Source organism: Cupriavidus sp. NPDC089707, assembly GCF_044748965.1.
In the GTDB taxonomy this organism is placed as follows: Bacteria; Pseudomonadota; Gammaproteobacteria; order Burkholderiales; family Burkholderiaceae; genus Cupriavidus.
Map to the genome: position 1 here is coordinate 1 of NZ_JBIVHB010000009.1, position 13,533 is coordinate 13,533.

Below are 13,533 nucleotides of genomic sequence, written 5' to 3' on the forward strand. Positions count from 1 at the left end.
TGGGTGGCGCGGATCGCCTGGCACAGGTTGGTCTTGCGCGACAGGCAGAACTTGCACTGGCGGCATTCCGGCGTGTACAGCGGAATCACGTGGTCGCCCGGCTTGAGCGAGGTCACGCCGGGGCCGACGTCGGTGACGATGCCGGCGCCTTCATGGCCCAGGATTGCCGGGAAGATGCCTTCAGGATCGGCGCCGGAGAGGGTGTAGTAATCGGTATGGCAGATGCCGGTAGCCTTCACTTCCACCAGCACTTCCCCGGCGCGCGGGCCGTCCAGGTCCACGTCTTCGATCGTTAGCGGCTTTCCCGCACCCCAGGCAACTGCTGCGCGTGTTTTCATCGGTCTGTTCTATCGATAAGCTGGTGGGGCCAGACTATAAGTGGCCTGGCATGGGTATTGGCCGGGCCGGCATGCACTTGTCCGAAAACTGGCCCAAGTTGGCCGACGGCCGCCATCAAAGCTGGCTTTCACCTTCACTTTCACCTTCACTTTCAGCTTCGCCTTCGCCATCATCGGGCATGCACAGTGCGCCGGCGTCGTCGTCGGACAGCACCGGCTCGGCGGGAGGGGCTCCCTTGTCGCGGTAGGCCGCGGGCGGTACGCCGAATTGCTTGCGGAACTCGCGCCCAAGATGCGAGGCGTCGGCAAAGCCACAGCTCAATGCGATGTCGGCAACGGTACGATCCGAGCTGGTCAGCAGCCACGCGGCGGTGCGCAGCCGCACATGCTTGGCGAATACCTGCGGGCTCTTGCCGGTCTGTGCCTTGAACAGGCGCTCGAGCTGGCGCGCCGACAGGTCAAGCTTGCATGCGAGCGCCTCGAGCGGCAGCGCGCGCCCGACGTGCTGCTCCATCAGCAGGATCGCGCGCTTGACCTTCGGGTGCGTCGCCGGTTCGAGGCCGGGCGGGTGCGGCTGCGGCGCGTTGCCTTTCTGCATCTCGCCGACCAGCAGGATCCGCAGCGCCTTCTGCACGGTCGCATGATCGAAGTGGCGCAGCAGGATGGCGGCGGCCATGTCGATCGACGCGCGCCCGCCCGAGCACGTGATGCGCCGGCGGTCGATCACGAACAGCCGGTCGGCGACCAGCAAGTCGGGATCCACCGACGGGAAGCGCTCGATGAAATCCCAGTAGTGGAACCAGCTGACGCAAGCCCGGTAGCCGTCGAGCACGCCCGCGCGCATCAGGGTGAAAACGCCGGTGCAGATGCCGACGATGGTCGCGCCGCCGCCCGCCGCGCGGCGGATGAAGTCCAGTGTTTCGGGTCCGGCCTGCGGCCCCGAGTGGAGCAGCCCGCCGACGACGACCACGTAGTCGAATGGCTCCGCTTCGTCAAAGGTCTCCCACGGCGCGACCTGGATTCCGCAGCTTGCGCGCACCGGCGCGAGTGTGTTGCCGATCACGCTCCAGACGCAGCCCACCGGCTTGCTGTAGTCGCCATCGTCCGCCGACAGCCGCAGCATGTCGACGAAGCCCGAAAACGCGGTCAGCGTGAAGTTCGGCAGCAGCACGATGCCGAAGCGGATGCGCCGGGGCGCGGGCTCGGCGACGGGAGAAACGGGAACATCTGGTGTCATGGCGGCATCCATCTTGACAGGCTCGCATGGGCAGGCACATCCGGGCTACCCCGGAACCCGCCCGACACGGGCGAGGGCGCCTTGGGCACGTCGGGCACGCGGACGCCGGTGATGCGTACTGCATCCCTGTGGCCTCCCGCCGCGCCGCTTTGCCCCGGTCTTGCCCCTGGCTTGCCCGCGGTCGAACAACGCGCTCCGTCACAGCCAGCGTCGCCGATCCGCCTGCAGCGGACTTGCATAATTGCGACGCGAATCATCGCCAAAGCGAAATCCGGGCCCCTGCGGACCGCCGACTGGCGGTGGCATCCCACGCCGATGCCGGTTTTGTTCTATCTGCAAATCCTGCGCTCTGATGTACTGGCTTCCAACGACAGCAACCCAGCACCCGCAGAGAGGCAGTCAGATGAATGTCAGCGTTTTCGACCTGTTCAAGATCGGTATCGGACCCTCGAGTTCGCATACGGTCGGCCCGATGATCGCCGCGTGCCGCTTCGTATCCCACCTCGAGGATGCGAACCTGCTCGGCTTCGTTCGCCGCGTGCGAGCGGAATTGTATGGCTCGCTCGGCGCGACCGGCAAGGGCCACGGCACCGACAAGGCGGTGCTGCTTGGCCTGGAAGGGGCGCTGCCCGACCGGATCGATCCGGACCTGATCGAGCCGCGGCTGGCGCAGATCCGCAAGGACAAGCGCGTGCTGCTGCTCGGCAAGCACGAGATCGGCTTCGACGAGAAGGAGCACCTCGGCTTTTTCCGCCGGATGATGAGCGGCACCGGCAGCGTGGTGCACCCGAACGGCATGCGCTTCCAGGCGTTCGACGAGCAGGGGCAGCTGCTGGTCGAGAAGGAGTACTACTCGATTGGCGGCGGCTTCGTCGTCAACCGCGACGGCGACCGTGTCAACGGCGTGCGCGCGGCCGCGGAGGTGCCGTATCCGTTCCGCACCGGCGCCGAGCTGATGCAGGCGTGCCGCGACAGCGGGCTGTCGATTGCCGAACTGATCTTCCGCAATGAATGCGCGCTGCGCCCCGCCGACGACGTGCGGGAAGGGTTGCTGGCGATCTGGCGCACCATGGCCGCCTGCGTCGAACGCGGCTGCAAGGTCGAGGGCGAACTGCCCGGCCCGATGCGCGTGAAGCGCCGCGCGGCCGAGCTCAACCACCGCCTGCGCACGCGCTCCGAGGAATCGCTGCGCGACCCACTGTCGATGCTCGACTGGGTCAACCTGTACGCGATGGCCGTCAACGAGGAGAACGCGGCGGGCGGCCGCGTCGTCACCGCGCCGACCAACGGCGCGGCCGGCGTGATCCCGGCGGTGCTCCACTACTACGCGAAGTTCGTGCCGGGCTCGAACGACGATGGCATCGTCGATTTCCTGCTGACCGCGGCCGCGATCGGGATGATCTACAAGGAAACGGCGTCGATCTCCGGCGCCGAGGTCGGCTGCCAGGGCGAGGTCGGCGTGGCGTGCTCGATGGCCGCGGCCGCGCTCGCGGCGGTGATGGGCGGTACGCCGGACCAGGTCGAGAACGCCGCGGAAATCGGCATGGAGCACAACCTCGGCATGACCTGCGACCCGGTTGGCGGGCTGGTGCAGATTCCCTGCATCGAGCGCAACGCTATGGGCGCAATCAAGGCGCTCAACGCCTCGCGCATGGCGCTCAAGGGCGACGGCCAGCATTACGTGTCGCTCGACTCGGTGATCAAGACCATGCGCGAGACCGGTGCCGACATGAAGACGAAATACAAGGAGACGTCGCGCGGCGGTCTGGCCGTGAACGTCATTGAATGCTAAAGGGGTGCATGAAATGAGCCGCTATTCGATATTCAGTCTGTTCCGCAATGGGCTGTCCTACCACGAGAACTGGGAGAAGCAGTGGAAAAGTCCCGAGCCCAGGCGCGAGTATGACGTGGTCATCGTCGGCGGCGGCGGGCACGGCCTGGCGACCGCGTACTACCTGGCAAAGGAGCACGGCATCACCAATGTCGCCGTGCTCGAGAAGGGGTGGATCGGCGGCGGCAACACCGCACGGAACACCACGATCGTCCGCTCGAACTACCTGTGGGACGAATCCGCGGCGCTCTACGAAAAGGCGATGAAGCTGTGGGAGGGGCTGTCGCAGGACCTGAACTACAACGTCATGTTCAGCCAGCGCGGCGTGATGAACCTGGCGCACACGCTGCAGGACGTGCGCGACACCGAGCGGCGCGTGAACGCGAACCGCCTGAACGGCGTCGACGCCGAGTTCCTGACGCCCGCGCAGGTCAAGGAGATCGAGCCCACCATCAACCTGAACAGCCGCTACCCGGTACTGGGCGCGTCGATCCAGCGGCGCGCCGGGGTGGCCCGGCACGATGCCGTGGCCTGGGGCTTCGCGCGCGGCGCCGACCGCGCCGGCGTCGACATCATCCAGAACTGCCAGGTCACCGGCATCCGCCGCGACGGCGGCGCGGTGGTCGGCGTCGAGACGGTGAAGGGCTTTATCAAGGCGAAGAAGGTGGCGGTGGTCGCCGCCGGCAATACCACCACGCTTGCCGACATGGCCGGCATCCGCCTGCCACTGGAAAGCCACCCGCTGCAGGCGCTGGTGTCCGAGCCGATCAAGCCGGTGGTCAACTCGGTGATCATGTCCAACGCGGTGCACGCCTACATCAGCCAGTCCGACAAGGGCGACCTGGTGATCGGCGCGGGCATCGACCAGTACACCGGCTTTGGCCAGCGCGGCAGCTTCCAGGTCATCGAAGGCACGCTGCAGGCCATCGTCGAGATGTTCCCGGTGTTCTCGCGTGTGCGCATGAACCGCCAGTGGGGCGGCATCGTCGATACATCGCCGGACGCGTGCCCGATCATCAGCAAGACCGACGTCAAGGGTCTCTATTTCAACTGTGGCTGGGGCACCGGCGGGTTCAAGGCGACGCCTGGCTCGGGGTGGGCGTACGCGCACACCATCGCGCGCGACCAGCCGCATGCGCTGAACGCACCCTTTTCGCTCGACCGCTTCTATACCGGCCACCTGATCGACGAGCACGGCGCCGCCGCCGTCGCGCACTGAACCGCACTGAACGCAAGCAGGAGAAAGACATGTTGCTGATCCAATGTCCATGGTGCGGCCCGCGCGCCGAATCCGAATTCTCGTGCGGCGGCGAAGCCGACATCGCACGCCCGCTCGAGACCGACAAGCTGTCCGACCGCGAATGGGGCGACTACCTGTTCATGCGCACCAACACCCGCGGCGTGCATCGCGAGCAGTGGCTCCACGCGCAGGGCTGCCGCCGCTGGTTCAAGATCGAGCGCGACACCGTCAGCTATGACATCAAGGGCTACGAAACCTTCGGCCAGCCCGCCGCCAACGCACAGCAAGGAAGGGGCAAGCAATGAGCCAGAAAGACCGTCTCGGCACGGGCGGCCGCATCAATCGCGGCAAGCCGCTGACCTTCACCTTCAACGGGCGCGTGTACCAGGGCTTCCAGGGCGACACGCTGGCTTCGGCGCTGCTCGCCAACGGCGTGCGCTTCGTCGCGCGCAGCTTCAAGTACCACCGCCCGCGCGGCATCATGACCGCCGACGTGGCGGAGCCGAATGCCGTGGTGCAGCTGGAGCGCGGGGCCTACACGGTCCCGAATGCGCGCGCAACGGAAATCGAGCTGTACCAGGGCCTCGTCGCGGCGAGCGTTAACGCGGAGCCGGATCTGGAGCGCGACCGCATGGCGGTCAACCAGAAGTTCGCGCGCTTCATGCCCGCGGGCTTCTACTACAAGACCTTCATGTGGCCGCGCAAGATGTGGCCCAGGTATGAGGAGAAGATCCGCGAGGCGGCCGGCCTCGGCAAGGCACCGACGACGCTGGATGCCGACCGCTACGACAAGCGCTACGCCCACTGCGACGTGCTCATCGTCGGCGGCGGGCCCACCGGCCTCGCCGCCGCGCATGCGGCGGCGGTGACCGGTGCGCGCGTGATCCTGGTCGACGACCAGTGCGAACTTGGCGGCAGCCTGCTGTCCGGGCGCGCCGACATCAACGGCAAGCCCGCGCTGCAGTGGGTTGCCGAGATCGAGGGCAAGCTGCGCAAGCTGCCGGACGTGACCATCCTGTCGCGCAGCAATGCCTTCGGCTACCAGGACCACAATCTCGTCACTGTCACGCAGCGCCTGACGGACCACCTGTCGGTAGCGATGCGCCACGGCTCGCGCGAGCTGCTGTGGAAGATCCGCGCCAGGCGCGTGATCCTCGCGACCGGCGCGCACGAGCGTCCCATCGTCTTCGGCAACAACGACCTGCCGGGCGTGATGATGGCGTCGGCGGTGTCGACCTACATTCACCGCTACGGCGTGCTGCCGGGGCGCGAGGCGGTGGTGTTCACCAACAACGACCGCGGCTACCAGGCGGCGCTCGACCTGAAGGGATGCGGCGCGAAGGTGACCATCGTCGACCCGCGTGCCACGACCAGCGGCGCGCTGCCCGCGGCGGCGAAGCGGCAGGGTGTGAACGTGATGAACGGCGCGGTCGTGGTGGCTGCCGCCGGCAAGAAGCACGTCTCGTCCGTCAGCGTTGCGTCCTATGCCAACGGCAAGGTCGGCGGCAAGGTGTCGAAGATCGCCTGCGATCTCGTCGCGATGTCGGGCGGCCTGAGCCCGGTGCTGCACCTGTTCGCGCAATCGGGCGGCAAGGCGCAGTGGAGCGACGAGAAGACGTGCTTCGTGCCGGGCAAGTCGCTGCAGGCCGAAACCAGCATCGGCGCGGCCGCGGGCGAGTTCAACCTCGCGCTAGCGTTGCCGCTGGCGCTCGAAGCGGGCGCTGATGCGGCCAGGAGCACCGGCTTCGCCACCACGAAGCAGCCGGCCGCGCCAAAGGTCAGCGCTGTCGCCGAGGGCGCGCTGCTGCCGCTGTGGCTCGTCGGCAGCCGCGAGGCCGCCGCGCGCGGGCCCAAGCAGTTCGTCGACTTCCAGAACGACGTCGCGGCCTCGGACATCCTGCTGGCGGCGCGCGAAGGCTTCGAGTCGGTCGAGCACGTGAAGCGCTACACCGCGATGGGCTTCGGCACTGACCAGGGCAAGCTCGGCAACATCAACGGCATGGCGATCCTGGCGCAGGCGCTGGGCAAGTCGATCCCGGAGACCGGCACCACCACGTTCCGCCCCAACTACACGCCGGTCACCTTCGGCACGTTTGCGGGGCGCGAGGTCGGCGACTTCCTCGACCCGGTGCGCAAGACCTGCGTGCATGAATGGCACGTCGCGAATGGCGCGCTGTTCGAGGACGTCGGCAACTGGAAGCGCCCCTGGTACTTCCCGAAGCGGGGCGAGGACCTGCACGCGGCGGTGAAGCGCGAATGCCTGGCGGTGCGCAACAGCGTGGGCATCCTCGACGCGTCGACGCTGGGCAAGATCGACATCCAGGGCCCGGACGCGGTCACGCTGCTGAACTGGATGTACACCAACCCGTGGGGCAAGCTCGAAGTGGGCAAGTGCCGCTACGGCCTGATGCTGGACGAGAACGGCATGGTGTTCGACGACGGCGTGACGGTGCGCCTTGGCGAGCAGCATTTCATGATGACCACCACCACCGGCGGCGCCGCGCGCGTGCTGACATGGCTCGAGCGCTGGCTGCAGACCGAGTGGCCCGACATGAAGGTCCGCCTGTCCTCGGTGACCGATCACTGGGCGACGTTCGCGGTGGTCGGGCCGAAGAGCCGCAAGGTGCTGCAGAAGGTCTGCGCCGATATCGACTTCGCCAACGCTGCCTTCCCGTTCATGAGCTACCGCAACGGCACCGTTGCCGGCGCCAGGGCCCGCGTGATGCGCATCAGCTTTTCGGGCGAGCTGGCCTACGAGGTCAACGTGCCCGCGAACGCCGGCCGCGCGGTGTGGGAGGCGCTGATGGCCGCCGGCGCCGAGTTCGACATCACGCCGTACGGCACCGAGACCATGCACGTGCTGCGCGCGGAGAAGGGCTACATCATCGTCGGCCAGGATACCGACGGCTCGGTCACGCCGTACGACCTTGGCATGGGCGGGCTGGTGGCGAAGTCGAAGGATTTCCTCGGCAAGCGCTCGCTGACGCGCTCTGACACCGTGAAGGAAGGCCGCAAGCAGTTTGTCGGCCTGCTGACCGACGACGCGCAGTTCGTGCTGCCCGAGGGCGCGCAGATCATCGCGCCGGGCACGCGCGTGTCGACGACCGAACCGACGCCGATGATCGGCCACGTGACGTCGAGCTATTACAGCCCGATCCTGAAGCGCTCGATCGCGCTGGCCGTGGTGAAGGGCGGGCTGGGCAAGATGGGCGAGAGTGTCGCGATCCCGCTGGCTGATGGACGCCGGGTGAGCGCGAAGATCTCCAGCCCTGTTTTCTACGATACCGAAGGGGTGCGCCAGAATGTGGAATGATCAAGGTGTTGCTACGGCGCTGGCCAATGCGCCAGTACCCAACGCGCGCACGCGTGACGTGCGCCTGGAGTCGCCGCTCATCGGCGCGGGCGGCCTGCTGGAGGCACCGCACGTGCGTGCGTCGAAGCACTTCACGTTGCGCGAACGTCCGTTCCTCGATCTGGTCATGGTGCGGGGAGAGCTGGCCGATCCCGCCTTCGTCGATGGGTTCGAGGGCGTGGTCGGCTGCTGTCCGCCGGCCGCTCCGAACACGGTCGCGCGCAGCGCCGCGTACGACGTGCTGTGGCTGGGCCCGGACGAGTGGCTGGTGCGCTCGAACGGGCCGGTGCCGGCCGGCGTGCTGGAGGACAAGCTGGCCCCGGCCATCGCCGGCACATATTCCGCCGCGGTCGACGTCGGCAGCGGCTACACCGTCGTCGGACTCAGCGGCGCACGCGTGCGCGACGTGCTGGCGCGGGGCTGCCCGCTTGACCTGCATCCGCGTGTGCTGAAAGCGGGGCAATGCGCCCAGAGCCACTACTTCAAGGCATCGATCGTGGTCGTGCCGACCGGCGACGACCGCTTCGAGATCGTGGTGCGACGCAGCTTCGCGGACTACTTCTTGCGCATCCTGCTCGACGCGGCGACGCCGCTGCTGTCATGAAGCCGGTCGACACGGTGTTCAGCGAGCCGCTGGCGGGGCTTGACGGGCGAGGTGGTCTCGATGCCCCGCAGCTGCGGGGGCGGGGCTGGAGCGTGTTTGTCGATGCGTTGACAGTGCCGGTGCGCATCGGCATCCACCCGCACGAGCATGACGCGCCGCAGCCGATCGTGATGGACGCGCGCCTTGGCTACCGGCGCGAGCCGAGCGAAGAGAACGGGTGGATCGACTACGACGGCTATTGCACGCGCGTGGCCGCGTATCTCGCGCGCAAGCCGCACACGCGCCTGCTGGAGACGCTGGTGGCTGACATCGCGGAGCTTTCGTTCCGCGAATGGCCGGCGCTCGACACCCTTAAGCTTGCCGTGCACAAGCCCAAGATCCGGCCGGGCACGCAGCGCGTCGGCGTCGAGCTGGAATGGACGCGCGCCGACTACCTGCGCCGCGGCGGCAAGGCGGCCTGAGCGCGGCCAGGGCCTGCCAGCGCGATGGCGGCGCCGGCCAAGCGCGCGTCGGGTTTTGCATGCAGCCGGTGTGCCCTTGGGGACTACTCTCGTAGGCAGCGCCGCTGCCGTGCCGATAGGCGTGGCGGCGGCGCGCGCCACCGATACGAGGAGGAAATCCAATGAAAAAAGCCACACTAAGCCCAACCATCGCCCTGTTGTTTTCCACGTCCGCCTTTGCTCAAGGCAGCGTCACGCTGTACGGCATCATCGACGAAGGCATCAACTACACCAACAACGTCCGCGGAGATCGCCTGACCGAGATGCAAAGCGGCTTTGCGCAAGGCAGCCGCTGGGGGCTGAAGGGCTCGGAAGACCTGGGAGGCGGCGTCAAGGCGCTGTTTCAGCTGGAAAACGGCTTCAACGCCAGCACCGGCAGGGCCGCGCAGGGCGGCGTGCTGTTCGGCCGGCAAGCCTATGTCGGCCTTGCCGACGACCAGTTGGGCACTATCACGCTCGGACGCCAGTATGACTCGGTGATCGACTACCTGGCGCCGACCACCGTCGTCGGAAACTGGGGCGGATACATGTTCGGCCACCCCTACGACAACGACAACATGGTCTACTCGTTTCGGGTCAACAACACGGTCAAGTACACCAGCCCATCGCTTGGCGGGTTCCAGTTCGGCGGCACCTACAGCTTCAGCAACGACACCAACTTTGCCAACAACCGCCAGTACGGCGCGGGGATGCAGTACGCGAGCGGCGGATTGCTGCTGGCCGCCGCCTACCTGGAGGCTGACAACCCGTCGGCCACTGCCAACGGCGCCATCAGCAGCGGCGGCGACCAGAACTTCCTTGCCAGGCGCCTGCGCATCTTCGGCGCCGGCGTCAACTACACGTTCGGCGCAGCAACGGCCGGCTTCGCCTACTCCAACACGAACCTGACCCAGCCGCTGTCGACCTCGTACATCTCAGGTTCCATCCTGCCGGCCGGCGGCACGCTGGATGCGCTCAAGTTCCAGAACTTCGAATTCAATTTCAAGTACCAGTTCACGCCGGCGTTCTATGCCGGTGCGGTCTACACGCTGACCACGGAGAAGTTCCAGGCGTCGTCGGGCGAGGCCAGGCCCAAGGTCCACAGCATCGGCCTGATGGCGGACTACAACTTCTCGAAGCGGACCGACGTCTACCTGCAAGGGGTCTACCAGCGTGTGAGCGGGGACAAAACCGGCACGGCACTGGACCAAGCCTACATACCCGGCGCGGCCGATTCGTCGTCGAAGTCCAGCCAGGTCCTGGTCCGGGCCGCGATTCGCCACAAGTTCTAAGCCGTATCGTCCTAGTGCCGCGGTGATCTGGCTGCCTACGGCCAGAGCCCCGCTTGTGGGATTGTGCGGCCGGGGACGATGTCGGCCAGGTTCAAGCACGCGTCGGATTTTGCACAAAGCTGCAAGGCGTCCCGCACTACTCTCGAAGACGCATGCCGCGAATGCGGTGCCGGACTGCGCGGCCGCGGCATGCTCTAACGAGACATGTAACGAGACATGGAGACAATGCGATGAGCAACAACCGGGGTGTCGTATATCTTGGGCCGGGCAAGGTCGAGGTACAGAGCATCGACTATCCGAAAATGGCCGATCCGACGGGGCGCGCGATCGGCCACGGCGTAATCCTCAAGGTCGTGACCACGAATATCTGCGGGTCGGACCAGCACATGGTGCGCGGCCGCACCACCGCAGAGGTGGGCCTCGTGCTCGGCCACGAGATCACCGGCGAGGTGATCGAGATCGGCCGCGACGTCGAAACGCTGAAGATCGGCGACCTGGTTTCGGTGCCGTTCAACGTCGCCTGCGGGCGCTGCGCGATGTGCAAGGAGCAACACACCGGCGTATGCCTGAGCGTCAATCCGTCGCGTGCCGGCGGCGCGTACGGCTACGTCGACATGGGCGGGTGGATCGGCGGGCAGTCTGAGTACGTCATGGTGCCGTACGCCGACTTCAACCTGCTGAAATTCCCCGACCGCGACCAGGCGCTGGCGAAGATCCGCGACCTTACCTGCCTGTCGGACATCCTGCCGACCGGCTACCACGGCGCCGTGACTGCCGGCGTGAAGCCGGGCTCGACCGTTTACATCGCCGGAGCGGGCCCGGTCGGCATGGCTGCCGCGGCATCGGCACGCCTGCTCGGCGCGGCCTGCACCATCGTCGGCGACATGAACCCCGCGCGCCTTGCCCACGCCAAGGCGATGGGATTCGAGGTCGTCGACCTGTCGCGGGACGCCACGCTCGGCGAGCAGATCGCCGCCATCCTCGGCACGCCCGAGATCGATTGCGCGGTCGACTGCGTCGGCTTCGAGGCGCACGGCCACGGCGCATCGGGCCACGTCGAGGAGGCGCCGGCGACGGTGCTCAATTCGCTGATGGAGATCACGCGGCCTGCGGGCGCGATCGGCATCCCGGGCCTTTACGTGACCGATGACCCGGGTGCCAGGGATGCCGCGGCGCAGCGGGGGAGCCTGAGCATCCGCTTCGGCCTTGGCTGGGCCAAGTCGCATTCCTTCCATACTGGCCAGACGCCCGTGCTGAAGTACAACCGCAACCTGATGCAGGCCATCCTGCACAATCGGCTGCCGATCGCGGAAATCGTCAATGTTTCGGTGATTTCACTGGACCAGGCGCCGGAGGGCTACCAGCAGTTCGATGGCGGCGCGCCGCGCAAATTCGTCATCGATCCGCACGGCATGCTGGCTGCTGCCTGAGCGGTTCCTCAGGCGCAAAAAGGGCGGCCGTAGTCGGGCCTCCCTTTGGCTGCTGACAAAGTCAAAGGCAGCGAATGTTGTCTCCCCTCTCCCATTTATGGGAGAGGGGAGCAAACAATCTGGAATTCTCCCTTTGTCAGCAATCTGAGGGCGGCCGCAGTCGGGCCGCCCGTTTTCATTGGCGCGTCGCACGCGGCGGAAATCGCTGCCGCTCCTGCAGCCTCACGCGTGCAACACCGGCGCATACCGAGGCGCCTTGCCATGTGCCGGCAGTTTCGCCAGCGGCGCCGACTGTGCCCGGCGTTCACGTGTCGGCGCGACCCCGAACGCCTCGCGGTAGCTCTTGCTGAAATGGCATGCGGACTGGAAGCCGCATGCCATCGTGATATGCATGATCGACATGTCGGTCTGCAGCAGCAGTTCACGCGCGCGACGCAGCCGCAGCGTCAGGTAATAGTGCGTCGGCGTCATCCCGAGATGGTCGCGGAACAGCCGCTGCAGCTGCCGCTGCGACATGCTCGCCAGCCTTGCGAGTTCCTCGCGCGATAGTGGCTCCTCGATGTTGTTCTCCATCAGCGAGATCACCTCGAACAGAGACTTGTTCGCCGACCCCAGCCGCGCGACCAGCGGCATCTTCTGCTGCGCGCTCGTGTCGCGCACATGCTCGACGATGAACTGCTCGGCAATCTGTGTGACGCGGGCCGTGCCGACTCGGCTGGCGATCAGGTACAGCATCATGTCGAGCGGCGCGACGCCGCCAGTGCAGGTGACGCGGTCCCGGTCGATCACGAACAGTTCCTTCAGGAAGCGCGTGTCTGGAAACTCCTCCTTCAGCGCCGACATGTTCTCCCAGTGGATGGCACAGGCATAGCCGGCGAGCAAGCCTGACTTGGCCAGGGCATAGGTGCCGGTGCACAGGCTGCCGAGCATCAGGCCCTCGCGCGCCGCGCGGCGCAGCGTCGACAGATGGTCAGCCCCGGTCGAGCGCTGGACGTCGATCCCACCGCAGACAAACACGATGTCCGGTCGCCCGATGCTGTCGGCCGGACGGGTATCGATCGTCAGTCCGTTACTCGCCGTCACCGGGCCTCCTTCCGGGCTGATGACGGACCAGCGGTACAGCTCCTGCCCGCTGAGGTAGTTCGCCATCCGCAGCACCTCGATGGCGTTGGTGAACGCAATCATCGTGTAGTTGGGCAGCGGCATGAACGCGAAGTGGGACAGCGACGCGGTTCGGTCGGGGGACATGGGGGGCGATCCTTGGAATTTTGATGGGCATTCAGGCCTGGGGGAGGCCGCGGCGCCGTCTATGGATATTCATAATGCGGGCGCAACAAACGTGCCATACGGCGAAACCCCTACTAATGAGGGGCGCAATGCCCGCAAGCGCCGAAATGCACCGGATGCGTGGCATGGCAGCTCGCCTAGCTGCGCGGATGCACCGCGCCGGTGCGGTTCGCCACGCAACCACAGGTGCAGTGCGGAAGCCTTATGTCACCGCGTCACGCAAACGGCAGAGGCCACGCGCTCGCATGCGCGCCACGCCCGACTTGTTCAAAACGGACGCCAATGGCGGAAATGGAAAAGAACGCGTCTGAATTCACCAATCGACATAAAACCCGAACGACAAGAATAGATCCGTCGGCAACGCTGCGCCGACCAGGCCGGAGAGCCCCGGTGCAGCGGGCCTCCCGCCCCGTCAGGCAGCCATCTCAATCAGTCACGGATCT

The 13,533-nt window shown here is 66.6% G+C and carries 11 protein-coding genes; 8 read left to right on the top strand and 3 right to left on the bottom strand.

Annotated features, from left to right (window positions below; translation table 11 throughout):
- Both ACIP1U_RS16270 and ACIP1U_RS16275 read right to left on the bottom strand, forming a co-directional pair.
- Positions 1–338: alcohol dehydrogenase catalytic domain-containing protein (locus tag ACIP1U_RS16270; protein ID WP_400316650.1), on the bottom strand; the 338-nt coding region annotated here is incomplete at its 3' end.
- Between the two features lie 115 nt (positions 339–453).
- On the bottom strand, positions 454–1,575 hold the full coding sequence (locus tag ACIP1U_RS16275; RefSeq protein ID WP_400316652.1) for a GlxA family transcriptional regulator: 1,122 nt from the start codon (positions 1,573–1,575) through the stop codon (positions 454–456).
- Positions 1,576–1,978: 403 nt separating this feature from the next.
- Between ACIP1U_RS16275 and ACIP1U_RS16280 the strand changes: the two genes are divergently transcribed.
- The 8 genes from ACIP1U_RS16280 to fdhA all read left to right on the top strand — a co-directional run bounded on the left by ACIP1U_RS16280 (position 1,979) and on the right by fdhA (position 11,803).
- Positions 1,979–3,367 carry an L-serine ammonia-lyase gene (locus ACIP1U_RS16280; RefSeq protein ID WP_400316654.1) on the top strand — a complete coding sequence of 463 codons (1,389 nt, stop codon included), beginning with the start codon at positions 1,979–1,981 and terminating at the stop codon, positions 3,365–3,367.
- A gap of 13 nt (positions 3,368–3,380) precedes the next feature.
- Positions 3,381–4,625 (top strand): sarcosine oxidase subunit beta family protein, encoded by a 1,245-nt coding sequence (locus ACIP1U_RS16285; RefSeq protein WP_209754379.1) that lies wholly within the window; start codon positions 3,381–3,383, stop codon positions 4,623–4,625.
- Between the two features lie 29 nt (positions 4,626–4,654).
- Positions 4,655–4,951 carry a sarcosine oxidase subunit delta gene (locus ACIP1U_RS16290; protein WP_400316656.1) on the top strand — a complete coding sequence of 99 codons (297 nt, stop codon included), beginning with the start codon at positions 4,655–4,657 and terminating at the stop codon, positions 4,949–4,951.
- On the top strand, positions 4,948–7,959 hold the full coding sequence (locus tag ACIP1U_RS16295; RefSeq protein WP_400316658.1) for a sarcosine oxidase subunit alpha family protein: 3,012 nt from the start codon (positions 4,948–4,950) through the stop codon (positions 7,957–7,959). Before ACIP1U_RS16290 ends, ACIP1U_RS16295 begins: the two co-directional genes overlap by 4 nt.
- Positions 7,949–8,602, top strand: a complete 654-nt coding sequence (locus ACIP1U_RS16300; RefSeq protein ID WP_400316660.1) for a sarcosine oxidase subunit gamma — start codon at positions 7,949–7,951, stop codon at positions 8,600–8,602. The genes ACIP1U_RS16295 and ACIP1U_RS16300 overlap by 11 nt, the downstream gene beginning before the upstream one ends.
- Complete coding sequence (locus ACIP1U_RS16305; RefSeq protein WP_400316662.1) at positions 8,599–9,063, top strand: dihydroneopterin aldolase; 465 nt, start codon at positions 8,599–8,601, stop codon at positions 9,061–9,063. Before ACIP1U_RS16300 ends, ACIP1U_RS16305 begins: the two co-directional genes overlap by 4 nt.
- A 161-nt stretch (positions 9,064–9,224) precedes the next feature.
- On the top strand, positions 9,225–10,373 hold the full coding sequence (locus ACIP1U_RS16310) for a porin (protein ID WP_400316663.1): 1,149 nt from the start codon (positions 9,225–9,227) through the stop codon (positions 10,371–10,373).
- A 230-nt stretch (positions 10,374–10,603) separates the two neighbouring features.
- A complete protein-coding gene (gene fdhA / locus ACIP1U_RS16315) occupies positions 10,604–11,803 on the top strand; it encodes a formaldehyde dehydrogenase, glutathione-independent (RefSeq protein ID WP_400316665.1) in 1,200 nt (399 codons plus the stop codon).
- A gap of 222 nt (positions 11,804–12,025) precedes the next feature.
- On the opposite strand, the gene ACIP1U_RS16320 is transcribed toward fdhA, so the two are convergent.
- Positions 12,026–13,051, bottom strand: coding sequence for a GlxA family transcriptional regulator (locus ACIP1U_RS16320; protein WP_400316667.1), 1,026 nt, complete (start codon positions 13,049–13,051; stop codon positions 12,026–12,028).
- Between the last annotated feature and the right edge of the window lie 482 nt (positions 13,052–13,533).

Bases quoted from the DNA above. Each gene is read 5' to 3' on its own strand.
- ACIP1U_RS16275 (WP_400316652.1), bottom strand. From the start codon at position 1,575: ATGACACCAGATGTTCCCGTTTCTCCCGTCGCCGAGCCCGCGCCCCGG.
- ACIP1U_RS16280 (WP_400316654.1), top strand. From the start codon at position 1,979: ATGAATGTCAGCGTTTTCGACCTGTTCAAGATCGGTATCGGACCCTCG.
- ACIP1U_RS16285 (WP_209754379.1), top strand. From the start codon at position 3,381: ATGAGCCGCTATTCGATATTCAGTCTGTTCCGCAATGGGCTGTCCTAC.
- ACIP1U_RS16290 (WP_400316656.1), top strand. From the start codon at position 4,655: ATGTTGCTGATCCAATGTCCATGGTGCGGCCCGCGCGCCGAATCCGAA.
- ACIP1U_RS16295 (WP_400316658.1), top strand. From the start codon at position 4,948: ATGAGCCAGAAAGACCGTCTCGGCACGGGCGGCCGCATCAATCGCGGC.
- ACIP1U_RS16300 (WP_400316660.1), top strand. From the start codon at position 7,949: ATGTGGAATGATCAAGGTGTTGCTACGGCGCTGGCCAATGCGCCAGTA.
- ACIP1U_RS16305 (WP_400316662.1), top strand. From the start codon at position 8,599: ATGAAGCCGGTCGACACGGTGTTCAGCGAGCCGCTGGCGGGGCTTGAC.
- ACIP1U_RS16310 (WP_400316663.1), top strand. From the start codon at position 9,225: ATGAAAAAAGCCACACTAAGCCCAACCATCGCCCTGTTGTTTTCCACG.
- fdhA (WP_400316665.1), top strand. From the start codon at position 10,604: ATGAGCAACAACCGGGGTGTCGTATATCTTGGGCCGGGCAAGGTCGAG.
- ACIP1U_RS16320 (WP_400316667.1), bottom strand. From the start codon at position 13,051: ATGTCCCCCGACCGAACCGCGTCGCTGTCCCACTTCGCGTTCATGCCG.